This is a genomic window from Rhodoluna sp., from assembly GCF_036721215.1.
Lineage (GTDB): Bacteria > Actinomycetota > Actinomycetes > Actinomycetales > Microbacteriaceae > Rhodoluna.
This window is the reverse complement of record NZ_DAIMLM010000001.1, coordinates 392,081-416,383: the sequence shown is the minus strand read 5'-3', so window position 1 is coordinate 416,383 and position 24,303 is coordinate 392,081. Positions and strand designations below refer to the sequence as shown.

General features: G+C 50.0%; 24 protein-coding genes and 1 riboswitch. Of the genes, 15 read left to right on the top strand and 9 right to left on the bottom strand.

What is annotated here, in order from left to right:
• The first annotated feature begins 28 nt into the window (after positions 1-28).
• From AC9UCN_RS02140 to AC9UCN_RS02125, 4 genes are all read left to right on the top strand, one after another.
• On the top strand, positions 29-655 hold the full coding sequence (locus AC9UCN_RS02140) for a Maf family protein (RefSeq protein ID WP_509523287.1): 627 nt from the start codon (positions 29-31) through the stop codon (positions 653-655).
• 74 nt (positions 656-729) lie between these two features.
• Complete coding sequence (locus AC9UCN_RS02135) at positions 730-2,502, top strand: acetyl/propionyl/methylcrotonyl-CoA carboxylase subunit alpha (protein ID WP_509523286.1); 1,773 nt, start codon at positions 730-732, stop codon at positions 2,500-2,502.
• A 75-nt stretch (positions 2,503-2,577) separates the two neighbouring features.
• Positions 2,578-3,399 (top strand): purine-nucleoside phosphorylase, encoded by an 822-nt coding sequence (locus AC9UCN_RS02130; RefSeq protein WP_509523285.1) that lies wholly within the window; start codon positions 2,578-2,580, stop codon positions 3,397-3,399.
• Complete coding sequence (locus AC9UCN_RS02125) at positions 3,396-5,024, top strand: phospho-sugar mutase (protein WP_509523284.1); 1,629 nt, start codon at positions 3,396-3,398, stop codon at positions 5,022-5,024. Before AC9UCN_RS02130 ends, AC9UCN_RS02125 begins: the two co-directional genes overlap by 4 nt.
• Here the strand turns inward: AC9UCN_RS02125 and AC9UCN_RS02120 are convergent.
• The 9 genes from AC9UCN_RS02120 to AC9UCN_RS02080 form a co-directional block, all read right to left on the bottom strand.
• Positions 5,021-5,683 (bottom strand): pyridoxamine 5'-phosphate oxidase family protein, encoded by a 663-nt coding sequence (locus AC9UCN_RS02120; RefSeq protein WP_509523283.1) that lies wholly within the window; start codon positions 5,681-5,683, stop codon positions 5,021-5,023. The genes AC9UCN_RS02125 and AC9UCN_RS02120 overlap by 4 nt on opposite strands.
• A 42-nt stretch (positions 5,684-5,725) precedes the next feature.
• Positions 5,726-6,811 carry an adenosine deaminase gene (locus AC9UCN_RS02115; RefSeq protein ID WP_509523281.1) on the bottom strand — a complete coding sequence of 362 codons (1,086 nt, stop codon included), beginning with the start codon at positions 6,809-6,811 and terminating at the stop codon, positions 5,726-5,728.
• 24 nt (positions 6,812-6,835) lie between these two features.
• Positions 6,836-8,119: a thymidine phosphorylase gene (locus tag AC9UCN_RS02110; RefSeq protein ID WP_509523280.1), complete on the bottom strand. Its 1,284-nt coding sequence runs from the start codon at positions 8,117-8,119 to the stop codon at positions 6,836-6,838.
• Positions 8,116-8,511, bottom strand: a complete 396-nt coding sequence (locus tag AC9UCN_RS02105) for a cytidine deaminase (RefSeq protein ID WP_509523279.1) — start codon at positions 8,509-8,511, stop codon at positions 8,116-8,118. Before AC9UCN_RS02105 ends, AC9UCN_RS02110 begins: the two co-directional genes overlap by 4 nt.
• Positions 8,512-8,514: 3 nt before the next feature.
• Entirely contained in the window at positions 8,515-9,768 is a 1,254-nt protein-coding gene (locus tag AC9UCN_RS02100; protein WP_509523278.1) for an ABC transporter permease, read from the bottom strand.
• A complete protein-coding gene (locus AC9UCN_RS02095; RefSeq protein ID WP_509523276.1) occupies positions 9,768-11,000 on the bottom strand; it encodes an ABC transporter permease in 1,233 nt (410 codons plus the stop codon). The genes AC9UCN_RS02100 and AC9UCN_RS02095 overlap by 1 nt, the downstream gene beginning before the upstream one ends.
• Positions 10,997-12,502: an ABC transporter ATP-binding protein gene (locus AC9UCN_RS02090; protein WP_509523274.1), complete on the bottom strand. Its 1,506-nt coding sequence runs from the start codon at positions 12,500-12,502 to the stop codon at positions 10,997-10,999. The genes AC9UCN_RS02095 and AC9UCN_RS02090 overlap by 4 nt, the downstream gene beginning before the upstream one ends.
• 110 nt (positions 12,503-12,612) lie before the next feature.
• Positions 12,613-13,683 (bottom strand): BMP family lipoprotein, encoded by a 1,071-nt coding sequence (locus tag AC9UCN_RS02085; RefSeq protein WP_509523273.1) that lies wholly within the window; start codon positions 13,681-13,683, stop codon positions 12,613-12,615.
• Positions 13,684-13,823: 140 nt separating this feature from the next.
• On the bottom strand, positions 13,824-14,942 hold the full coding sequence (locus AC9UCN_RS02080; protein ID WP_509523271.1) for a mannose-1-phosphate guanylyltransferase: 1,119 nt from the start codon (positions 14,940-14,942) through the stop codon (positions 13,824-13,826).
• Positions 14,943-15,053: 111 nt separating this feature from the next.
• Here AC9UCN_RS02080 and sdhC point away from each other — a divergent pair, with 111 nt between their 5' ends.
• From sdhC to ribH, 11 genes are all read left to right on the top strand, one after another.
• The gene (gene sdhC, locus AC9UCN_RS02075) at positions 15,054-15,419 is read left to right on the top strand and encodes a succinate dehydrogenase, cytochrome b556 subunit (RefSeq protein ID WP_509523650.1); all 366 of its coding nucleotides are present in this window, start codon (positions 15,054-15,056) and stop codon (positions 15,417-15,419) included.
• A gap of 9 nt (positions 15,420-15,428) precedes the next feature.
• Positions 15,429-15,872 (top strand): succinate dehydrogenase hydrophobic membrane anchor subunit, encoded by a 444-nt coding sequence (locus AC9UCN_RS02070; protein ID WP_509523269.1) that lies wholly within the window; start codon positions 15,429-15,431, stop codon positions 15,870-15,872.
• An 11-nt stretch (positions 15,873-15,883) separates the two neighbouring features.
• The gene (gene sdhA / locus AC9UCN_RS02065) at positions 15,884-17,671 is read left to right on the top strand and encodes a succinate dehydrogenase flavoprotein subunit (RefSeq protein WP_509523267.1); all 1,788 of its coding nucleotides are present in this window, start codon (positions 15,884-15,886) and stop codon (positions 17,669-17,671) included.
• Positions 17,671-18,411: a succinate dehydrogenase iron-sulfur subunit gene (locus AC9UCN_RS02060; protein WP_509523266.1), complete on the top strand. Its 741-nt coding sequence runs from the start codon at positions 17,671-17,673 to the stop codon at positions 18,409-18,411. The genes sdhA and AC9UCN_RS02060 overlap by 1 nt, the downstream gene beginning before the upstream one ends.
• Complete coding sequence (locus AC9UCN_RS02055) at positions 18,411-18,842, top strand: Rieske (2Fe-2S) protein (RefSeq protein WP_509523264.1); 432 nt, start codon at positions 18,411-18,413, stop codon at positions 18,840-18,842. The genes AC9UCN_RS02060 and AC9UCN_RS02055 overlap by 1 nt, the downstream gene beginning before the upstream one ends.
• Entirely contained in the window at positions 18,842-19,675 is an 834-nt protein-coding gene (locus tag AC9UCN_RS02050; RefSeq protein WP_509523262.1) for an exodeoxyribonuclease III, read from the top strand. The genes AC9UCN_RS02055 and AC9UCN_RS02050 overlap by 1 nt, the downstream gene beginning before the upstream one ends.
• A 1-nt stretch (position 19,676) precedes the next feature.
• The gene (trpS, locus tag AC9UCN_RS02045; RefSeq protein ID WP_509523261.1) at positions 19,677-20,678 is read left to right on the top strand and encodes a tryptophan--tRNA ligase; all 1,002 of its coding nucleotides are present in this window, start codon (positions 19,677-19,679) and stop codon (positions 20,676-20,678) included.
• A 60-nt stretch (positions 20,679-20,738) separates the two neighbouring features.
• Positions 20,739-20,876: riboswitch (FMN riboswitch) on the top strand.
• 93 nt (positions 20,877-20,969) lie between these two features.
• Entirely contained in the window at positions 20,970-22,001 is a 1,032-nt protein-coding gene (gene ribD, locus AC9UCN_RS02040) for a bifunctional diaminohydroxyphosphoribosylaminopyrimidine deaminase/5-amino-6-(5-phosphoribosylamino)uracil reductase RibD (RefSeq protein ID WP_509523260.1), read from the top strand.
• Positions 22,001-22,600, top strand: coding sequence for a riboflavin synthase (locus tag AC9UCN_RS02035; RefSeq protein ID WP_509523259.1), 600 nt, complete (start codon positions 22,001-22,003; stop codon positions 22,598-22,600). Before ribD ends, AC9UCN_RS02035 begins: the two co-directional genes overlap by 1 nt.
• Positions 22,597-23,838 carry a GTP cyclohydrolase II gene (gene ribA, locus AC9UCN_RS02030; protein WP_509523257.1) on the top strand — a complete coding sequence of 414 codons (1,242 nt, stop codon included), beginning with the start codon at positions 22,597-22,599 and terminating at the stop codon, positions 23,836-23,838. The genes AC9UCN_RS02035 and ribA overlap by 4 nt, the downstream gene beginning before the upstream one ends.
• Positions 23,831-24,295: a 6,7-dimethyl-8-ribityllumazine synthase gene (ribH, locus tag AC9UCN_RS02025; protein WP_509523256.1), complete on the top strand. Its 465-nt coding sequence runs from the start codon at positions 23,831-23,833 to the stop codon at positions 24,293-24,295. Before ribA ends, ribH begins: the two co-directional genes overlap by 8 nt.
• Positions 24,296-24,303 lie beyond the last annotated feature (8 nt).

The following is a 24,303-nucleotide window of genomic DNA, read 5'->3' as shown; positions in this document are numbered from 1 at the left end:
GTTCCACAGCTCCAAGTAGTCTTTATCCGTGACCCGTTTAGTCTTGGCCTCTAGCTCGCCCGCTAGGCACTCCCTGCTCAAAGCTGCAGGGATTGACCCGGAGGTTTTTATCCCAACCGCTGATGAGCAAGCACTTTCCGATCAGTTCAAAGCCAGTAATCCACATCACACAACTTCCCAGTTGGTTCAATACCTGGCAGACGCCAAGGCGGAATCGGTAGTAACTATGCAGGAGACTTTTGGAGCCCTGGTGCTCGGAGGTGACTCGGCTCTTGAGTTTCAAGGATCAACCCTTGGTAAACCGCATCTTGCCGAAGTGGCGATTGAGCGCTGGAAGCAACTTCGTGGAAACCACGGTGTCCTACACAGCGGTCATTGCCTGATTGATAATCGAGACCCAGGTGCACCGAAGGTGGTTTCCAAAACTAGCTCCACCAAGGTTTACTTTGCCAACATCACAGATGAAGAAATCGAAGCCTATGTTGCTACCACTGAGCCCTTGAAAGTCGCAGGGGCATTCACTATTGATGGCATTGGTGGTGCGTTCATTGAACGAATAGAAGGTGACGCACACACCGTGGTTGGCTTATCGCTAGGTGTCGTTAGAGACCTTTGCGGCCAACTGGGAGTTGAATACACCAGTCTTTGGCGCTAATCACAGGGTTTGTGCTGATTGTTTGTAGCCAAGGGCCAATTTCGACCCATCAATAGCCAATAGGATTCTGTCTTATGAGCGGATTGATCACAAAAGTACTCATCGCCAACCGTGGCGAGATCGCCGTTCGCATCGCCAGAGCCGCAAAAGACAGCGGTAGAAAATCAGTTGCGGTCTATGCAGATCAAGACCGCGATAGCTTGCACGTCAGGGTATCCGATGAGGCCTATGCCCTAAACGGAACTACCTCCGCTGAAACCTACCTCGTTATTGACAAACTTCTCTCAATTGCAAAAAGAGCAAAATGTGACGCTGTCCATCCCGGATATGGTTTCCTCGCAGAAAATGCAGATTTTGCAAGGGCCGTAACCAAAGCTGGTCTAATTTGGATTGGCCCAACCCCAGAGGCTATTGAACGCCTTGGCGACAAAGTCTCGGCCAGGCACGTTGCCGAAAAAGTGGGTGCACCACTTGCTCCTGGAACTTTGAACCCCGTTGAAAATGCTCAAGAGGTGCTCGACTTCGTTGCCAAGCACGGTTTACCGGTTGCTATCAAGGCTGCCTACGGTGGAGGCGGCCGTGGAATCAAAGTCGCCTATCAAGAATCAGAAGTTGCCGAGCTGTTTGAATCTGCTACCCGAGAAGCAGTTGCAGCTTTTGGAAGAGGCGAATGCTTTGTTGAAAAATATCTTGAGAAGCCTCGCCACGTTGAAACGCAGTGTCTTGCCGACAGCGCTGGCAATGTGGTGGTCGTTTCCACCAGAGACTGCTCCTTGCAGCGCAGGCACCAAAAACTTGTTGAAGAAGCACCGGCGCCATTTCTTTCCTCTGAGCAAACCACCAAGCTCTATGAATCGTCCAAGGCGATACTGAAAGAAGTTGGTTACATCGGAGCCGGCACCTGTGAGTTCTTGGTGGCTCAAGACGGAACTATTTCTTTTCTGGAAGTAAACACCAGGCTGCAGGTTGAGCACCCGGTATCCGAGGAGGTAACCGGGCTCGATCTAGTCAGAGAACAGTTCCGCATTGCCGAGGGTGGGTTGATTGATTACCCGGACCCTGAGGTTTCCGGCCACAGTTTCGAATTCAGAATAAACGGTGAAGATCCAGGCCAAAACTTTATGCCAGCTCCCGGATCAGTGCACGTCTTTAGAGCGCCAGGTGGGCCAGGGGTTCGAGTCGATAGCGGTGTCGAATCCGGAGATTCAATTTCTGGAAACTTTGATTCCATGATTGCAAAACTTATTGTTACCGGCAAGGACCGTACTCAAGCACTTGAGCGATCAAGGCGAGCTCTTGCCGAGTTGCAGGTTTTGGGTTTGCCTACAGTGATTCCTTTCCATCGCAAGATTGTCAATGACCCGGAATTTATTGCAAGTGATGGAAAATTTGGTGTCTATACCCGCTGGATAGAAACAGAATGGGTGAACGATTTGGAGCCATGGGGTGGTCAGCTGGATGCGATTGATCAAGTTTCCAATGCCCGAAAGAATGTGGTTGTTGAAGTTGATGGAAAACGCATTGAGGTAAGTCTTCCTGCAAGAATGCTGCAAGGAGGCAGTGCTAGCGCAACCGGCGGGCGCGCACCAAAGCGAAAAATCTCCTCACACCACGGCTCAAGTGGTGCGGGTAACAAATCTATAAAAGCTCCTATGCAATCAACCGTTGTCAAGCTTGCGGTAGCAGCCGGTGACAAAGTAGTCGAGGGAGATCAGGTTCTGGTGCTTGAAGCCATGAAGATGGAGCAGTCGATATCTTCGCCACGCAATGGCGTCATTAAGGCCGTAAAGGTTTCAGTCGGTGAAACTGTTCCCTCTGGAACTGTCCTAATCGAGTTTGAGGACTAATCGAAGTTTGGGCTGTTCATGCCATCTATTTAGGGCCTAATTTCAACTTTGCGCTCGACAGCTAGACTGAAAACCATGACTAATCCACTGGAAATACATGGCAATAGCCCATTCGAAATTGCCAAACAGGCTGCCGATCAAATTCGTGAAGCAACTGGAATAGAAACTCACGACATCGCACTGACCCTAGGCTCTGGCTGGGCAAAGGCAGCTGACCTCATCGGTGAAGAAGTTGCCAGCGTTCCGGCTAAGGACATTATTGGATTCTCAGCTCCGGTTGTTGAAGGTCACGTTGCCTCAATTCGTTCCATCAAGTTGCCTAGTGGCAAGTACGCCTTGGTTCTTGGAGCAAGAACTCACTTCTATGAAGGTCACGGTGTTCGAAGGGTCGTGCACGGGGTAAGAACCGCAGCCGCTACAGGTGCAAAGACCATGATTTTAACTAACGGTTGTGGAGGAATAAAAGACACTTGGAAGCCAGGAACACCAGTATTGATTAGCGATCACATCAACCTAACTGCCTCCAGCCCACTTGAGGGTCCAACCTTCATTGATCTAACCGATCTTTACTCAAAGAGATTGCGCGAACTAGCACGGACAGTTGATGCCACCTTGGATGAGGGTGTTTACGCGCAGTTCACAGGACCGCACTATGAAACACCGGCTGAAGTCCAAATGGTAAAGCACATGGGTGGTCACTTAGTTGGTATGTCCACTGCTCTAGAAGCAATTGCAGCGCGTCAAGCCGGAATGGAAATTCTAGGATTCTCACTAATGACCAATCTTGCAGCTGGTATTCAGAAGACTCCCCTATCTCACGCTGAAGTTCTTGAAGCCGGACGAGAGGCAGAGCCACGAATTAGCGCTTTGCTTGCAGCAATCATCAAAAAGATATGACCCAGCTAGAAACCCTGATTCAACAAGCGCGCAACTGGATTGAACAAGATCCTGATGCGGAAACTGTTGCCGAGCTAGAAAAGCTGATATCCGAATCTGATGAGGCTGGGCTATTAGACCGCTTTGGCCAGCGAATTGGCTTTGGAACTGCGGGGCTTCGAGGCTTATTGGGCGCAGGACCAAATCGGATGAACAGAGTTCTGGTGGCTCAAGCCGCAGCTGGCATCTCGAAGTACCTCAAGGAAAACTTTGATGACCCGAGCGTAGTAATCGGTTATGACGCAAGAAAAAACTCCGACGTTTTTGCCAAGGATTCCGCTCAGATTTTTGCAGGATTTGGAATCAGGGCTTTCTTGTTTCCAGAACTTGCCGCAACCCCGCTGGTTGCCTACGCGGTAAGAAATCTTGGGGCATCGGCTGGAGTAATGGTCACCGCCTCACATAACCCACCGGGTGACAACGGTTACAAGGTCTATGACTTTAGCGGATCACAGATTATCTCCCCGATGGACGCAGAAATAGCAAAACACATTGAGGAATTCGCAAGGTCTGGCTCGGTTGCATCGCTTGCGCGTTCTGAATCATTTGTCGAAGTGCCAACAAGTGTTAGATCCGGTTACTTGCAGTCAGTCAGCGGGCTGCTAAACAAGCATTCGGAGAGAAAAAGCATCAAGATTGTTTACTCCGCAATGCATGGTGTTGGAGCAAGCTTTATCCAGGAGATTTTTAAGCTTTCGGGTTTAGCCGAGCCAACACAGGTTCTATCGCAGCAGCAGCCTGATGGTAAGTTCCCAACCGTTTCGTTTCCAAATCCCGAAGAGCCTGGCGCGATGGATGCATCCTTAGCCACGGCGGAAGATCAGCAAGCTGACCTAGTTTTAGTAAACGATCCAGACGCCGATCGTTTAGCCGTGGCTTTCAAAAAAGCTGATGGTGGTTACCAGCAGTTAACAGGAGATCAACTTGGTTTGATTCTTGGCGAGGAAATGGCTTCACGCGCTTCTCGTGAGGGTAGAACGGGCTCACTAGCTTGCTCGATTGTTTCTAGCTCTGCGTTGAGTAAAGTTGCAGAGCATTACGGTTTTGGATTCGAGCAGACCCTCACTGGATTCAAGTGGGTAAGCCGGGTTCCGAACCTGATCTTTGGTTACGAAGAAGCGCTTGGATACTGCGTTGACTGGGGTCAGGTTCGAGACAAAGACGGACTATCCGCTGCGCTGATTGTTGCCGACATCGCCTCCGCGCTGGCCAATCAGGGCTACACCCTTGGAGACCAGCTAGACAAACTAATGCAGCGCTATGGTTACTTCGCAACAGGACAGATATCCATTCGAGTAACTGACTTGACTGTGATTGCCAACCTGATGAATAAGCTTCGTACCAATCCCCCTGCACAAATAGCGGGAGTAGATGCGGTCTTTGAGGATATGAACAAGGGCTCTGGTTCGCTACCTGCAACCGATGCACTTAGGTTCAAGCTCCAAGATGGTAGAACTGTGATTGTTAGACCTTCTGGTACTGAAGCAAAGCTCAAGTGCTACCTGCAGGCCGTTTCAGATAACGAAGCTCAGTCCCAAAAACTTCTTGCTGAACTAGAAGCCGCCATGCGGCAAGTGTTGAACTAACCCTTTGGGTTAGCCCTAAATTCTTTTACACTTTGTGGAATCGGAAGGTTTTGTGATTCCTCGTCGGAGGGAATTGGCTCACCGGCAACTAGATGAAGTGGAATGACCCCAGACCATACACCCGTTCCACTTCCCTCGTCGTCGTGAGGCATACCTGAGCGGATTTTAACCGAGGCCTCCGCAAGCGAAATTGAAAGCAAAGTTGTGGCTGCTAGTTCCTTGTTGGTTGACTTTCGAACCTCTAGGGTTCTACCTGGCACCAGTCCGTCGCTTACCTTTTCAAGAAGCTCATTCTTGTCATCTCCGGTGACTTCTTCTGCGGTTCCCAAAATCACAACTGATCGATAGTTCATGCTCGAATCGAAAGTTGTCCTGGCAAGTACGAGACCATCTAGTTTTGTGACGGTGATGCAAGTTGGTGCGCCCTTGGCTAGTTCTCGCATGAACCTAGCACCAGATGAACCGTGGATGAGAATTCTGTCGCCGTCGCGCACGAAAGCGTAGGGCAAAACATAAGGTTGTCCGCTTTCCACGTATCCGATGTGGCACAAGATAGTTGAGTCCAAAATCTCATACATCGCATCGCGATCTGAAACCGAGCGCTGCTTGAGACGGTTTATCTCAGTTCTTGGGCTTTCACCAGGATTTGGAAGTGACATTCAAAGAGCCTATACCTCTAGTACATTGCCAAAAAAGTCCCGCTAGGCGTTAGCGAAACCCTCGCTAATCATGTCGATTAGTTCTTCACGGTCATCAAGTGCTTGGAATGATGCCTCAGCAGCATTTAGCTGGAACTGCTCTAGATCAGCCAGAGAGTAACCAAAAGTGCTCATTAGAAGCTCAAGCTCGCGAGTGAGTGTGGTTCTAGACATAAGGCGGTTGTCGGTGTTGACCGTGACCTTGAAACCAAGTTCATACAAGATATCGAATGGGTGATCTGACATGGTTTCTCCAAGCATAGAAATAGCTCCAGTTTGCAGGTTCGATGAAGGCGAAAGCTCTAAAGCAATTCCTCGATCGTGCACCCACTCGGCTACCTCGCCAAGGACAACAACATCGGTGTCGCCCTCTGCGCGAGAGAACATAACGTCCTCAATCAACCTGACGCCGTGACCTAGTCGAAGCGCCCTGCCGGAAACGATTGCATCCCTGATGCTCTCAACTCCATCGCCTTCTCCAGCGTGAACTGTTATTGGAAACAGTTGCTCCGCAAGATACTCGAAAGCCGCCTTGTGATTGACCGGGAGGAATCCTTTTTCAGGTCCCGCGATGTCAAATCCAACAACGCCGTTATCGCGGTGGCGGACAGCTAGCTCCGCAATTTCCATACCGCGATTGTTTTGACGCATGGCGGTGACCAGCTGTCCGGTTCTAATGAAACCTCCGGCTGCTTCAACTTCCGACATTCCCTGCTCAAGGCCATCTTGAACGGCCTCGACTGTTTCATCTAGAGTTAGGCCCTTTGATAGGTGCTGCTCTGGCGCCCAGCGAACTTCACCGTAAATCACACCGTCGTCATGTAAATCAAGTACAAACTCTTTTGCCACGCGAGAAAGACCTTCGGCGGTCTGCATGACGGCAGTGGTGTGATCAAAAGTTTCTAGGTAGCGCTCTAGTGAACCCGAGTCAGCGGATTCGAAGAACCAGTTTCCTAGTTCGGTTGCATCCGTTGCTGGAAGTTTGTGGCCAATCTTGTCAGCCAAATCAATCATGGTCTGTGGTCTTAGGCCACCATCTAGATGATCGTGAAGAGAGATTTTAGGCAGTGCCTTGATGTTTGTGGCCATTGTGGTTTTTCCTTGTCAAAGCAACTAGTTAGATATTCGATCAAGTATCAGCTTTCGCGTCACTTGAGCTTGAGCCTCAATTTTATAAGCTTTCGCGATGGTCTCGGCGGCCCGGGTAAAGCGGCCTGGTTCATCGGTATGCAAGGTGTATAGCGGAGCGCCTTTTTTGACTGTGTCTCCAAGTTGTGCATGCAAGGTAACTCCGGCTCCAAATTGAACCGGGTCTTCCTTTCTTGCCCTTCCGGCACCAAGCCTCCAGGAAGCAAGGCCGACAGCTAGTGCATCTAGTTCTGAAATCACTCCGTCAGACTCTGCCACCACCGTTTGAGTTTCTTTCGCTACTGGCAACTTGGCGTCTGGATCTCCACCTTGCGCGCTAATCATCGCGCGCCACTTATCCATCGCACGACCATCTTTCAAAGCAGCCGCAACATCAACATCTTTGACTCCCGCAAGATTGAGCATCTCGGTGGCCAGAGCAACTGTTATCTCGATTACATCCGATGGTCCACCGCCAGCCAGCACATCAACAGATTCTTCAACCTCAAGCGCATTGCCAACTTTTAGTCCAAGAGGTGTTGACATATCAGTCAGTAGCGCTGACGTGTTCACACCAGCGTCTTTACCGAGCTGAACTAGAACCTCCGCGAGCTGCCTGGCTCTTGCAAAATCCTTCATGAATGCGCCAGAACCGACCTTCACATCCAAGACAAGTGAGCCAGTTCCTTCAGCAATTTTTTTGCTCATGATTGAAGAGGCAATCAGCGGAATTGCCTCCACGGTTCCGGTCACATCCCGCAGCGCGTAAAGCTTCTTGTCCGCAGGAGCTAAACCTGATCCAGCGGCGCAGATAACCGCGCCTACCTCAGCAAGCTGCTTGGTCATTTCCTGATTGGATAGGTTTGCTCTCCAGCCAGGGATTGATTCGAGCTTGTCTAGAGTTCCGCCAGTGTGACCTAATCCTCGACCAGATAGTTGCGGCACAGCAACACCGAATACTGCTACCAGTGGTGCCAGTGGCAATGTGATCTTGTCGCCAACTCCACCGGTTGAGTGCTTATCGGTTGTTGGAACACCAAGGGATTCGAAGTTGAGTCTTTCACCGGATGCAATCATGGCCATCGTGAGATCTTTGATCTCGCGGCCATTCATGCCATTTAGCAAGATGGCCATAGCCATCGCTGACATTTGCTCGTCCGCCACCACACCTGCGGTGTAATTCGCAATTAGCCAATCAATAGCTTCTGTTGAAAGTTCCTGCTTCTCGCGTTTAGCAATAATCAGGTCAACGGCATCAAAAGTGCTCAAGCTCTAGCATCCAGATCTCTAGGCCCAAAAGCGTCTGGAATAACTTCATCGATGGTTTTGATGCCTGAAACAGTTTCCAGCAACATTCCAGGCGCCGAGTGTTCGTAGAGTAGCTGACGGCATCTGCCACACGGCATCAAGATGTTGTTGTGCTTGTCGACGCAGTAAAAAGCAACTAGCCTGCCTCCGCCAGTTCTAAATAGGTCGCTGACCATGGAGCACTCCGCACACAAGGTGACACCGTAGGAAGCATTCTCGATGTTGCAGCCCGAAACTATTCGACCGTCTTCTGTTAGAGCTGCAACGCCAACTGGAAACTTCGAGTACGGAACGTACGCTTTTTGCATTGCTGCAATAGCCTCGGTACGAAGTAGCTCCCAGTCGATTTGCATCTTCTAACCCTTCACATAAGGAATACCGTCAGCGGCGGGCGGTCTAGATCGACCAACGAATCCAACTACGGCAATTATTGTCACAAGATACGGGACCATGGTGATGAAGTTAGTAGGAATTCCTGGGCTAACTTGGTTAGCCCAGATTCTCAAAATAATTGAGAAGCCAAATAGGAGCGCTGCTGCCGTGGCATATCCTGGGTGCCAGCGTCCCAAGATAACAACGGCCAAAGCGATAAATCCTAATCCGCCGGACATTTCACGCCCGAAGGATCCTGAGCTGCCAACGGTTAGGGCTGCGCCTCCAAGTCCGGCCAAAAGCCCGCCAAGTGTTACCCACCAGAATCTAGTGCGAGAGACGTTGATGCCAACTGTGTCTGCAGCTAAAGGGTTCTCTCCAACGGCTCTGGCTCGCAGACCCAATTTGGTCTTGAAAAGCACAAACCACAAAACGATCACAATTCCAATCGCAAGAAAAACTGTGATTCTGTTTTGAAATAGAACTGGTCCGATAACAGGAATATCTCCAAGAAACGGAACATGAATGATTGGAAGAGTACCTGGGCTATTCGTCGCGGACTCATCCTCAGTTACCCACTGCTGATAAAGGAAGTTAGTTATTCCAATCGCCAGAACGTTTAGAACCACGCCAACAATGATTTGTTGAGCTAAAAAGCGCACCGCAAATACTGCCAGCACTGCTGAAAATAGAGCTGCGGTAACCATGGCGGAGACAATGCCGATGATTTGATTTCCAGTAAGAGTGCTGACCACGGAAGCAACGAAAGCCCCAGTTAGTAGCTGACCCTCAATTGCAATGTTCACAACGCCGACTCGCTCACTCATTACTCCGGCCATTGCTCCAAGCATGATCGGGACAGCCAATACCAAGGCTGAACCCAATATGAAAGCCACTGGAACCACAGAACCTGCTGCCAGCCAGCCCAAAAGCGCCACCAGCGCTATAGCGCCAAAGAGCATTGAGAACCAAATTGATGCTCGCACGTTTCGACTAACCTGCCATGCCACATATCCAGTTATGGCAAGCAAGAAAATCCCAGCCACAGTTCCCAGTACGCTGGAAGGAATGTCCAAGTAAGGCAGCTGGATCGCTTCCCTGACTCCAGTTAGTTCGAATGAAACAATTTCAGATTTACCGAGGATTCCAAAGAAAACAAAAATTACTGCGGCTATGGAGCCCATGACAGTTGGTGTCTTCCAGGACTCGCGAACTTCCTTTTTAGTCTCAGTGGCCATTATTTTCCTCCTCGACTAAAAAACTTCGACTTTAGGGCACTCAGCATCGTCGTAGTCTGCGGCGGCGGAAGACGGAAGATTGCCCTAATCAAAGGTGGGGCAGCAATGAACAAAACAATCGCACCTTGGACAATGCCGAGCACGTCAGGAGAAATTCCTTCAATCTGAATAGCCGATGATCCAGCTTTAAAGGCACCGAATAACAGCCCAGCCAGTAACACACCCGAAGCAGTTGATCCACCAAGAAGCGCAACAGTTATGGCATCAAAACCAATACCAGCGTGGGTGGTTGGTGTGACTCCACCGGTTGAAGATAAAGCTTGATTAGCGGCGGCTATTCCAACAAACGCTGCCGATAGACCTAGGGCAAGAATATAGGTTCCCTCGACGTTAATGCCTGCGGTTTTTGCAGCCGAAGCATTGAAGCCAACAGCTCGGAGCCTAAATCCAATTGTTGATCTCTCCATGAGCCACCAGTAGACAACCACGGCCACAATGGACAAGACAAATCCCAGGTTGAGCGCGAAATTCTCACCGAGTAGTCCTGGAAGTTTTGCCGTCTCGAATGCAGGATCAGACTTGGTGTGCCCACCAGCTGTAGCACCTTGTAGCAAGTTGTTATCCAAAAGCAAAAAGTTGAAGAAGCTAATGATTATGTAATTCAACATAATCGTGGTGATTACTTCATTAGCCCCTGTTCGCGCTCTAAGAAAACCAACAAAGGCACCTACAATCGCTGAGCCAACTATTGCAGCCACAATCGCGACCACAAAGTGTATGACTGGAGGAAGCTCTATTCGAGTCGCGACAAACGTTGCCCAAATTAGACCAGAGACAAGCTGACCGGTACCACCAATGTTGAATAGTCCCACTCGGAAACCAAGACCGATACCAAGTCCGGCAGCGATCAGTGGGCCTGCGAGCCTTAGAGTTTCGGTCAGGGGTCTAATTGCACCTTCAAAAGTTGCAGCGCTGGCGTTGTAAATTGAACCCTTAAATAACGCCCCGTACCCTGCGCCAACAACATCTCCCGCTGCACGCAAGCTAGCTAATGGGTCTGCGAAGAAATAGCCCACGCTCTGGAGAAATTCTTTGTTTGAAATAATCATGAAAAACGCTCCAACGGCAAAGCCCAGAATTACAGACATTACCGTTCGTGTTATTCCACCGGAAAGAATTTCCTTCAGTGCTGCGTTCCAGTTGATTGGTTCTTTTCTTGTCTTCTCACTCATGCCGCTACACCCGCCATCATCTGGCCAAGCTTTGCTCTATCAGTATTGGCATCAACAATTCCAACAATTTTTCCTCGATACATCACGGCAATTCGATCGGCGAGAGCCAAAACTTCATCCAGTTCCGTAGAGATAAGAAGGACTGCCTTACCGCTGTTTCTTTCATCAACCAGCCGTTCGTGGATGAATTCCACAGAGCCAACATCCACTCCACGAGTTGGCTGAGAAACAACTAACAACTCCACTTCCCGAGAAAGCTCCCTGGCCAAAACAACCTTCTGCTGGTTACCTCCGGAAAGTTTTCCGGCAGCGCTTTGTGCAGATGTTGTCCTAACGTCAAATTCTTTGACTAGTTCATCGGCTATTTTGTTTCTGGTGGCAAAGGCAATTCCCAACCCCTTGGCAAATGGCTTAGTGAATGAGCCATTTAGCATCAGGTTCTCCGCGATGGAAAACTCTGAGATGAGTCCGTTTTTTTGCCGATCTTCTGGGACGTAGCCGACACCCTTTTCAAGAATTGTTCTAACCGACTTTCCTCGAACGCTTGATCCTGAAATTGAGATATCTCCGGCGGAAGAGTGCAGCCCTCGAAGGCCCAGAATTGCCTCGGCCAGTTCTGTTTGGCCGTTTCCCTGGACGCCAGCGATAGCGAGTATCTCGCCAGCCCTGACTTCAAAACTTACGTGATCAACCGCCCGCTGTTCACGATCATCCAGAACTGAGAGGTCTTGAACATTCAGCACCACTTTGCCAGGCGCGGCAGTCTTTTTTTCGACAGTAAGTCCAACATCGCGCCCAACCATCATGCTGGCAAGCTCTTTTGTCTCAGCACTTGGCTTAGCCTCGCCAACAACCCGGCCCTGGCGAATAACAGTTATCTTGTCAGCCACCGCTTTTACTTCTCGCAGTTTGTGAGTGATGAAGACTATAGAAGTTCCCGATTTGGCTAGTCCGCGCATGATTTCCATCAGCTCGTCAGTTTCCTGGGGAGTCAGAACAGCTGTCGGTTCATCAAGTACTAGGACTTTTGCGTCACGAGCCAAAGACTTAATGATTTCAACTCTCTGCTGAACACCTACGGGCAAATCCTCAACCAAAGCGTCTGGGTCAACATCGAAACCAAAACGATCAGAAATCTTCCTAACAAGTGCTCTTGCAGCATCCAGGTCTAGAACTCCAAGCTTGTTGGTCGGCTCGTGACCTAGCGCCACATTTTCAGCCACTGTAAAAACCGGGATGAGCATAAAGTGTTGATGGACCATGCCTATACCCGCAGCCATTGCGTCTCCGGGGCCTGAGAATTTTGCGACCTTGCCATCCAGGAGAATCTGACCTTCGTCGGCCTGGTACAGACCGTAGAGCACATTCATAAGGGTTGATTTGCCCGCTCCGTTTTCACCGAGCAAGCTGTGAATTTGTCCAGACTCAACCACTAAGTCAATTGAGTCATTAGCTACGAGGGCACCAAAGCGCTTGGTGATCCCCTTTAGCTCTAGTCTCATCCAGCACTCCTATGTGCAAATTGTTTTAGTCAGACTTTATTCTGCCACATAAAAAATTGAAGACCGGATGCCCCAAAAGGAGCATCCGGTCTTCAACAGTGATTTAGCTACTAGCCCTTTGGCTTGTAGGTGCCATCAATGATTCCAGCCTCAAGTTCGGCTAGCTTGTCTGCTAGGCCCGAGCTTACCTTTGAAGCGAAGTCAGAGAATGGAGTGATTGCAACACCCTTGTTAGCAAGAGTTCCAACGTAAGGAGTTGCATCGAATGCAGCTCCCTCAACTAGGCCCTTGATTACATCGAATGTAGCGATGGTCATTCTCTTCTCAATGGAGGTGAAGATGTATGGCGCTAGATCTGGGTTACCAGCAGCAATGTCAACGTCAACACCCAACATAACTGCGTCTGGGTTCAACTCATCAATTGCGGACTGAGCAGCGGTGAACTGGTTTCCACCAACTGGCAATAGAACATCTGCACCAGCCTGAAGCTGAGTCTTTGCAATTGCTAGACCCTCTGGGTTGTTTGGAGCGAATCCACCCATGAAGTCTCCGCCGTCTGGGTTAGCTGGATCCCAACCTAGAACAGTTACTTCGGTGTCGTTGTCGATACCCCACTGCATTGCACCGTAGTAGTAACCGGTCATGAAGTCAGTAACTGAAGGGAAAGGAAGTCCTCCGTAGGTACCGATTGTCTTGGAGGTTGAGTAGTCAGCCGAAGCGTAACCAGCTAGGAAGCCTGCCTCAGCAGTTTCGAATAGCAATGGCTTTACGTTGGCGCTCTCAGAAGTTGAGTCAACCAAAGCAAAGTTTAGGTCTGGGTTCTCAGCAGAGATCTTGGTGATTGCATCTCCTAGAGCAAATCCAACACCAATGATTAGGTCGCAACCTGCGTCAACGCTTGCCTGTAGGTTTGGCTCGAAGTCTTCAGGTGTTGCAGACTCAAGAGCATTGATTGTTACTCCTAGTTCAGCTTCTGCCTGGGTTAGACCTGTGTAAACAGCTTCGTTGAAAGACTTGTCGTTCCAGTTTCCTTCGTCAGAAACTGCACACGCAAGAAAATCAACTGCTGCTGCATCTGTAGCTTCATCTTCTGGTGCAGCTGCGCAACCAGAAAGCACTAGTGCTGAAACAGCAGCCAGTGTTAGTGCCTTAGCAGCACTTGAGCGTGAAAATAGCTTCACTTAGTTCCTCCTATTTGGGTACGAGCCGTGGCGTTCACAACTCGCGGTATGGGACAAGAATAACTGGCAAACAGGCGGTAAATTTCCGCAACGCCGAGGCTATATCGTTTCGAGATGAAATTGATACAAATGGGCTGGGTTTAGAGAATTTCGTCGTGGCCGGTTGCCTTTAAAGAGTCAACCAAAGCTTTAACCTTTTGGGCGTTTGCCTTATTGGTTACCAAAAGCGCATCCGGGGTGTCCACAATGATTACGTCCTCAAGTCCAATGATCGCAATCATGCGATTGGTCTCGCTAACCAAAATTCCACTCGAGTCATCAGATAAAACTCTGGCTGCGCCAAGGACGGCAAGGTTGTTTTTCCTGCCCTGTGATTGCAATTCGGCGATAGCCGCAAAGTCCCCAACGTCATGCCAACTGAACTTTCCAGGGATCAAACCAACGAGTCCTGCTTCGGCGGCTGGTTCGGCAATCGAGTAATCGATTGCGACTTTTTTGAGCCCCGGCCATAGCTTGGCAATAGTGGCATCTTTTTTATCGGTGTCCCAGGCAGCCGCTAGTTCCAAAATTGCGGCATGTAGCTCAGGCTCGCTCTTGGCAAGCTGACGCAACAATAATGCGGCTGGGGTAATAAACATTCCAGCGTTCCACAGGTACTTGCCTGATTCGACGTATTTCTTGGCTCTTTCAAACTTTGGCTTCTCGACGAATTTTTCGACCTCTAGTGCCGAGGGTGCACCAGCCATCTTGATTGGGTCACCTGATTTGATGTATCCAAAGCCAACCGATGGTTCGGTTGGGGTTATACCTATTACTACGATTCGATCGTGGGCAGCTAGCTCGATGGCTTGGTGCACTGCGTCTTGGAATGCCTTGCTGTCTGTGATCACGTGATCGGCAGCAAAGGCGCCGATGATTACATCCGGCTCTCTTTTGGCCAAAATAGCTGCCGCGAGCGCGATGGCTGCTGTTGAGTCCTTGGGGCTGGCTTCAATCACTAGGTTCTTGGGATCAAGCTCGGGAATCTGGGTCATTACGGCCTGCTCGTGAGCTTCTCCTGTGACAATCATGGTTCTAGAGGCGGAAGCTATTGGCGCGATTCGGTCCCAGGTGTCTTGCAACAAGGTTTGACCAGAGCCAGTTAGGTCGTGAAGGAATTTAGGTGCGGAAGCTCTGGAAAGTGGCCAAAGTCTAGATCCAACTCCCCCGGCAGGAATAACTGCGTGGAAGCGATCCTTGGGCTTTCTTGGATTTGCCATAACAAGAAAAACCCTAGCTCACCTTGGGCGCATGAGCATAGGGAAGATTGTTTCGGGGTTAGAATTTAAGCCAAAGCCCATCTCGTTTCATAGGAGACATACTTGCCAACAATGCCTGCAGGCACTTTATACCGCGGAAAAGTGGGTATGTGGTCCTGGGTGCTGCACCGAATTACCGGTGTTGCCATCTTCTTCTTCCTTTTGGTGCACGTTCTAGATACCGCTTTGGTCAGAGTGGCCCCGGAGGCCTACAACGTAGTAATCGCCACATATCAGACACCTCTTATTGGGGTCGCTGAGCTTGGACTGGTGGCAGCGATTTTGTACCACGGCTTCAATGGAATTCGCATTGCTCTAATTGACTTCTGGAGCAAGGGCGCCAAGTACCAGAACGTGATGTTCTGGGTTGTGGTTGGAGCTGCATTTGTCTTGTTCGCTGCTTTTGCCCCCCGTCACTTGATGAATGTTTTCGGTTAGGAGCGGGTGATGTCAGTAGTTATCGAGACCCCAAACTCTCCTAGGTCAAAAAAGCAGGCCAACTGGGAAAAGTATGGCTGGATTTACATGCGGGTTTCCGGTGCGGCACTGGTAGTTCTGATCTTTGTTCACTTGATCTCAAACCTGGTTGTTCCAGAAGGTGGCATCAAGGCAATCAACTTTGCTTTCGTTGCTGGTAAATGGGCCGACCCGTTCTGGCAGTGGTGGGATCTAGCCATGCTTTGGCTAGCCATGATCCACGGCACCAACGGTATGAGAACCATCGTCAACGATTACACCGAAAGAGAAGGCGTTCGAAAGACACTTGTGTTTACTCTCTGGGGTGTGTGTGCTGCGCTAGTTACCCTGGGCACTTTAGTTATCTTTACTTTCGACCCATGCCCTATCGGCGCTTCACTAGAAGCGCTGCCATCGTTCTGCCCAGCTCAGTAAGGAACTAGTAATTGCCCGCTAGCGAAACCGCAACAAAGACCCACTTCCACAAACACGATGTAGTAATCGTTGGTGCCGGTGGTGCAGGAATGCGCGCTGCCATTGAAGCAGGTCCTCACGCTAGCACCGCAGTTATATCAAAGCTTTTCCCAACTCGCTCTCACACCGGTGCAGCTCAGGGTGGAATGGCAGCAGCGTTAGCCAACGTTGAAGAAGACAGCTGGGAGTGGCACACCTTCGACACCGTTAAGGGTGGCGACTACTTAGTTGACCAAGACGCGGCTGAGATTTTGGCCAAGGAATCCGTACAGGCCGTTATCGATTTGGAGAACATGGGGCTGCCATTTAACAGAACCCCAGATGGCAAAATCGACCAGCGCCGCTTTGGTGGTCACACCAGAGATCACGGAAAAGCTCCAGTTAGAAGATCTTGCTACGCAGCTGACCGAACCGGTCACATGATTTTGCAGACCCTTTACCAAAACTGCGTCAAGCTCGGCATCGAGTTTTTCAATGAGTTCTATGTTCTTGACTTAGTTATGAACGAGGTTGACGGCGTGGAGCGTCCAGCAGCTGTTGTTGCTTACGAGCTAGCTACTGGGGATCTGCACGTGTTCCAGGGCAAGTCGATTGTTTTTGCAACCGGTGGTTTTGGAAAGATCTTCAAGACCACATCTAATGCTCACACCCTGACTGGTGACGGAGTTGGAATCATCTGGCGCAAGGGTCTTCCCCTAGAAGACATGGAGTTCTACCAGTTCCACCCGACCGGTTTGGCCGGTCTTGGGATCTTGCTCTCCGAAGCAGCCCGCGGTGAGGGTGCAATTTTGAGAAACGCTTCGGGTGAAAGATTCATGGAGCGTTACGCACCGACCATTAAAGACCTTGCTCCTCGAGACATGGTTGCAAGAGCGATGGCTAACGAAGTTCGTGAAGGAAGAGGCGCGGGTCCAAACAAGGATTACGTGCTTCTGGACCTTACTCACTTGCCACCAGAAGTTATTGACGCCAAGCTTCCAGACATTACAGAGTTTGCAAGAACCTATCTTGGTGTTGAGCCTTACACCGAACCGGTTCCAGTTTTCCCAACTGCTCATTATGCGATGGGTGGAATTCCAACCAACGTCAAAACCGAAGTTCTTCGCGACAACGACACTGTGGTGCCTGGTCTTTACGCTGCCGGTGAATGTGCATGTGTTTCGGTGCACGGGGCTAACCGCCTGGGTACCAATTCGCTACTAGACATTAACGTCTTCGGTAAGCGTGCAGGAATCTATGCGGTTGAATACGCCAAGGATGCTGACTTTGTTCCAGTTCCTGAAAACGCCACCGCTCAAGTTGAAATCTTGCTTTCAGTAACAAGAAACTCAACCGGCACCGAGAAGATTGCGGTGCTGAGAAAAGAATTGCAGGAAACCATGGACAAAAACGCCCAGGTTTACCGCACCGAAGATTCTCTCAATGAGGCACTAGATAAGATAACTGAGCTTAGAAAGCGCTACGAAAACATCGCAGTTCAAGACCGCGGAAAGAGATTCAACACTGACTTGCTGGAAGCAATCGAGCTGGGTTTCTTGTTCGATCTTGCAGAGGTTTTGGTTATGACAGCTCGCGAGCGCCGGGAAAGCCGCGGTGGTCACTTCCGTGAGGATTACGAGACCAGAAACGATGAAGACTTCATGGTTCACTCCATGGCATACAAAACCAAGGTTGTTCCAACTAAGCCCGGGGAAGACATTCGGGTTGACTGGAAACCTGTTGTTGTTACCAACTACCCAGCGATGGAGCGTAAGTACTAATGGTCGAAAGCGTTAAAGAAATCGCGGAGATTCCGTCATTCACGGTAACTCTCATGGTTCGCCGCTTTGACCCGGAGACCAGCGAAGAAGCTAAGTGGGTTGACTACGACGTACTTATGTATGGAACCGATCGTGTTCTAGATGCCCTGCACAAGATCAAATGGGAAATTGATGGCTCATTGACTTTCCGTAGATCCTGCGCGCACGGTGTTTGTGGCTCGGATGCAATGCGAATCAACGGGCGTAACCGTTTGGCTTGCAAGACTCTAATCAAGGATCTGGACATCACCCAGCCGATTTACATTGAGCCAATCAAGGGTTTGCCTGTTGAAAAAGACTTGATTGTCAACATGGAACCTTTCTACAAGGCCTACCGCGACATCAATCCATTCTTGATTGCTGGAGCCAACCCAGAAAAAGAAAGATTGCAGTCTCCTGAGCAGCGCGCGCGCTACGACGACACCACCAAGTGCATTTTGTGTGCTGCCTGTACCACTAGCTGCCCTGTTTTCTGGACCGACGGTCAGTACTTTGGCCCAGCAGCTATCGTGAACGCGCACCGCTTCATCTTTGACTCTCGCGATGAAGGTGCTGAGCTCAGACTCGACATCTTGAACGATAAAGAAGGTGTCTGGCGCTGCCGGACTACCTTTAACTGCACCGAAGCATGCCCTAGAGGAATTCAGGTGACAAAAGCTATTGCCGAGGTAAAGCAGGCAATTTTGAAGGGCAGACCGTAATGGTTTCCCGTCGCGCAGTAATCGCCTCCGCCGTTGGAGTTTCTGCCGCAGCAGCCCTGGCAGCTTGCGCACCGCAGACCGAAGTCCAGCCAGGCGCAACTGAATCTGAGGCTCCAGCTGAAAATGGATCGGCTGCAGTAGAGGTCTGCAAGACAACAGATATTCCTGTGGGTTCTGGAAAGAAGTTTGATGTTTCTGGAACACCTATTTTGATTACTCACCCCTCACAGGATGTCTTCCGCGCATTTAGTGCGGTTTGTACCCATGCAGGATTTGTGATGAGCAATGTTTCAAACTCGGAAATTGTCTGCGACAACCACGGCGCTGTTTATAACGCCGATGATGGATCTGTAATTAAAGGCCCAGCGCAGCGAGCCTTAGGGAAAATAACAGTCGAAGTTCAAGGTGACGCAGTCTTAGTGAGCTTTTAGTGCCCACCAAAAAACCATTTGAAGTTGCAACAATCAATGTCAATGGAGTGCGCGCAGCCTTTCGTAACGGCATGGGTGACTGGCTGAAAAAATCTACCGCCGATGTTCTTGCTCTTCAGGAAGTTAGAGCCAGCAGAGCTGACTTGGATGAGCTGTTCAACGAACACGGTGGACTTGCCATTAATGGCGGTAAGTGGCACATCCTGCACGACGAAGCATCTGCCAAAGGACGAGCCGGGGTTGCATTAGTAAGCCAAGTTCCCGCGGTCGCATCCAAAGTCGCACTTGGCGCTAAGGACTTTGATTCGGCAGGGCGTTGGCTTGAAGGTGTTTTCAAAGTTGGCAGCAAACAGGTGACGGTTGTGAGTTGCTACGTTCACTCCGGTGAAGTTGATACCCCTAAGCAGGTTGAAAAATACAAGTTTCTAGAAGCAATGCTATCCCGCATGGCGAAGCTCACCAAAGAACAGGCTTTGGCTTTGGTGGTTGGAGATCTAAACGTTGGACACACTGAGCTGGATATCAAGAACTGGAAAGGTAACTTGAAAAACGCTGGCTTCTTGCCTGAAGAGCGTGCCTACTTCGATACCTTTATGGGAAAGCAGGGTTGGGTTGATATCGGTCGAGCCGCGCATCCAAACAAGCCTGGCCCATACACCTGGTGGTCCTATCGGGGTAAGGCATTTGACACCGATGCCGGCTGGAGAATTGACTACCACCTAGCAACTCCAGCACTTGCGAAGGTCTCTGGAAAGTACAAAGTACACAGGGCACCAAGTTATGACGCGCGTTGGACTGACCATTCCCCGGTAACTGTGGAATACGCTATCTAAGGTGAGCAAAGCTAATCTTCTAAGCGGCATGCAGCCTTCTGCCGATTCTCTGCACCTAGGAAACTATCTGGGAGCCCTCAATAACTGGGTTGCGATGCAGCAAGAATTCAACGCGTATTACATGATTGCTGATCTTCACGCCATCACAGTCCCCCAAGACCCGAAGCAGCTTCTTGCAAACACTCGCCGAACTGCTGCGCAATACATTGCAGCCGGAATTGACCCAAGTAAATCAACTTTGTTCATTCAGTCACAGGTTCCAGCTCATGCACAACTTGCTTGGGTGCTAAATTGCATAACTGGATTTGGCGAGGCTAGCCGCATGACTCAGTTCAAGGACAAGTCACAAAAAGCAGACAGTGACTCGGCCTCCGTTGGCTTGTTCACTTACCCGGTCTTGCAGGCTGCGGACATTTTGCTTTATCAACCAAAGAAGGTTCCAGTTGGCGAAGATCAAAGACAGCACCTTGAGCTAACTAGAGATCTTGCGATGCGATTTAATTCCAGATTCGGCGATACTTTTACGGTTCCCGAAGCTCACATCTTGAAAGAAACTGCCAAGATTTATGATCTTCAGAACCCAACCGCAAAGATGTCTAAATCGAACGAGCCAAAAGGAACCATCAACATAATGGATGACTCCAGCGTGACAGTAAAGAAGATCAAGGGTTCCGTAACTGATACCGAAAGCGAAATCCGATTTGACGCCGAAAACAAGCCTGGGGTTTCAAACCTGCTCGGAATCTATTCAGCCGTATCGGGTAAATCAATCAAAGCTTTGGAAGCATCTTTTGCGGGTAAAGGCTATGGGGACCTAAAGACTGAAGTTGCCGACGCGGTCATCTCTGTAATCGAACCAATTAGGGCTCGAGCTACCGAACTACTTGAAAACACCGACGAGCTAGATCGCCTGTTGGCCTCGGGCTCCGCGCGTGCCAACGAACTAGCCGAAGCCACTTTGGCGAGTGTTTACGACAAAATTGGCTTGATTCCTAGGAGTTAGCTGGGAGCCTGAAACATTTTGGGCACTATCTCTAGTTATCTGTAAGGATAGAAACGTAACATCGTTCTTCGGGGTCAGTGAAAATCTGAGCCGGCGGTATAGCCCGCGACCCGAATCAGATCTTGAAAAAGCTCTAATTCGGTTGATTTGGTGAAATTCCAGAGCCGACGGTTAAAGTCCGGATGGGAGAAGAACCTAGGGTCAGTCGTTGGCGCTTTAAGCGCCAATTCGGCTGACTCTACTTTCCCATTCCGCTACCCCGAGGTTCCTAATACGAACAAGGGTAGGAATATGTCCAAGCTAAGCCTCGATGACGCGATGACTCGCGCGCTTGAGCTTGCCCTAAAGGGACCAGTAACCGGAGTAAATCCTCAAGTTGGTGCAGTGATTCTAAATGCCGACGGTGAGCTAATCGGCGAGGGATACCACAAGGGGTCTGGAACTGACCATGCCGAAGTTGTCGCGATCAAAGCTGCGCTCAACGGAGCACCAAAACTTCCCCAAGGGTCAACTGCAGTTGTGACTTTGGAACCTTGCAATCACACCGGAAAAACTGGTCCCTGTGCTCAGGCGCTTATTGCAGCAGGAGCTAGCAAAGTTGTTTTTGCTTCTTTAGATCCCGGCGATCAGTCAAGCGGTGGTGCAGAAACTTTACGCAGCGCAGGCATTGAAGTTGTAGCTGGTTTTCATGCCGATAAAGCAGACCGTCAGTCAAGAGTTTGGCTAACGGCAGCAAAACACAAAAGACCATTTGTTACTTTGAAGTGGGCAAGTAGTATCGATGGTCGCGCCGCCGCCCAAGATGGATCTAGCAAGTGGATCAGCGGTGAAGCCTCCAGGCAAGATGCGCACCAGCGACGATCAGAAGTCGATGCCATTTTGGTTGGAACCGGCACCGCACTAATTGATGACCCAGAACTTACTGCCAGAAAACCAGATGGTTCGTTGCACGACCAGCAACCATTACGGGTTGTCCTCGGAGAACGAGACCTACCTGCAGGGCTTCGAATCTTCAATAACGACGCAGAGACGCTTACTCTGAAAACTCAATCTATCCACGGTGCTTTGAGCGAGCTCTACGAAAAAGGCATCAAACACGTTTTGGTAGAAGGTGGACCAACTCTTGGCAGCCGCTTTGTTCAAATGGACCTGGTAGATGAATTTGTAATTTACCTGGCTCCAAAACTTCTTGGTGGCGACAAGCTTGCTATTGGCTCCATTGACGTTTCTGCCATCCAAGACGCGAAAGAGCTTGAGTTTTTGAAGATTAACACTCTGGGGGCAGATGTTCAGATCATTGCAAAACCAGTAGGGAGGATCTGATGTTTACAGGCATAGTCGAAGAACTTGGAACCATCGCAGGGGTAAAAGACCTAGGCGACAGCATTCGGTTGCAAGTTAGCGGAAAGCTAGTGCGATCAGATCTAGCCCAAGGCGAATCAATCTCGGTCAATGGCGCCTGCCTAACAGCAGCCGAATTGACAGAAGATGGGTTTGTTGCCGATGTGATGCTCGAGACATTGAATAGAACCAGCCTTCGCGGAATCGCCGTTGGCGACAAGGTGAATCTCGAGCGGGCCATGTCTGGAGCTGGCAGATTCGGAGGTCACATGGTGCAAGGCCACGTCGACGGAGTTGGAGAGATTGTTTCTAGGCAGCCCAGTGATAACTGGGAGGTAGTAAAGGTTCAAATTCCAAGTGAACTAGCTAAGTATGTTGTTCACAAGGGTTCAATCACTTTTGATGGGGTATCACTAACCGTGAATGACATCTCTGACGACGTTGTTTCACTAAGCCTGATTCCCGAAACTTTGCGCCTAACAACCCTTGGTCAAAAAGGTGTTGGTGCGAAGGTGAACGTTGAGGCAGATATCTTGGCAAAGCACATTGAGAAACTAATAGAGGCAAGGAGTCAGAAATGAATCTGGCAACCATAGAACAAGCACTAGAAGCACTCAAGGCTGGAAAGCCGGTGCTGGTAGTAGATCACCGCAATCGTGAGAACGAAGGTGACGCAATCATGGCCGCCCAGTTTGCCTCGCCCGAATGGATTTCTTGGATGGTGAATCACACCTCAGGTTTCCTTTGCGCACCGATGTCAGAGTCCCTCGCTAACCGCTTGGAACTTCCATTGATGACTAACAACAACCAAGATCGCTATCGCACACAGTACACAGTTTCTGTTGACGCGGCCTCCGGTGTAACAACTGGAATCAGCGCTGCTGATCGAGCTCACACCCTTCGAGTTCTTGCTGATGTCAACTCTCAGCCAGCGCATCTGATTCGTCCAGGCCACGTTATTCCCCTCAGAGCTCACCCAGATGGTGTGTTTGGAAGACCAGGGCACACTGAAGCAACCGTGGATCTTCTAAAGCTTGCTGGCCTTACCCCAGTTGGCGTTATTGCCGAGATGGTTTCTGCAGATGGCACCATGATGCGTCTTCCAGAACTTCAAGAAGTTGGTGCTAAAGAAGGCTTGCCGGTTATCAGCATCGAGCAGATCTTCAACTATCGCGAGGTAGCAGAGCCAATCCCAAGTGATGATTCAGTAAGTCGAATCAGATTCGAAGCTGAGGCCAAGATGCCAAGCACACACGGGGCATTTAAGGTCCGTGGCTACTATGACACCAAGACAACCGCTGAGCACGTAGCGATTATTGCCGGTGAACCCATGCACGAAGACGTTCTGGTGAGAATGCATAGCGAGTGCATCACGGGTGAAGCCTTCGGATCCAAAAAGTGTGAATGCGGTCCGCAGCTTGATTTTGCTCTCGACAAGATTGCAACTGACCCAAAGGGAGGCGTAGTCATCTACCTTCGTGGTCAAGAAGGTCGTGGAATCGGGCTCTTGAATAAGCTCAAGGCCTACGCCTTGCAAGATGAGGGCATGGACACCGTTGAAGCCAACCTTGCTCTCGGTCTTCCAAGTGAGGCAAGAGAATACGGAGCAGCGGTTTCGATTCTTGGAGACCTGGGAATCAAGAGCGTACGACTGATGAGCAATAACCCAGCCAAGATTGAAGCACTCGAGGCTGCTGGAATTGTTGTCAACGAATATGTCCCTATTGTTGTCGGTCAGCAAGATGAGAACGTTGAATACATGGAAACCAAGCGCGAAAAAATGGGTCACATGATTCCGGAATTGGATCGAAATGAGTAGTCCCGGCGCACCAAAAATCGCAATTGACGCAGCCGGAATCAAGGTTTCAGTTGTTGTCACCAGTTGGCATGAAGAGATAACCAACGGATTACTTGCTGGAGCTGAACGTGCGCTCAAGGCTGCAGGAAATACACATTACAAAGTAATTCGAGTTCCAGGTGCATTTGAACTTCCCCTAGGAGCCCAGATGGCAATCAAAAACGGTGCAGAAGTGGTCATTGCATTAGGTGTTGTAATTCAGGGTGACACACCACACTTTGATTACGTGTGCGACGCGGCAACCAGTGGGCTGACTCGTGTCCAGTTAGATAACTCTGTTCCAATTGGTTTTGGACTGTTGACTGTAGCAAATGAGAAGCAAGCTCTTGATAGAGCTGGTCTTCCAGGCTCAAAAGAAGACAAGGGCGCTGAAGCAGTTGAGGCCGCGATAACGATGAAGCGGTTATCCTTTAAGTAACGAAGGGG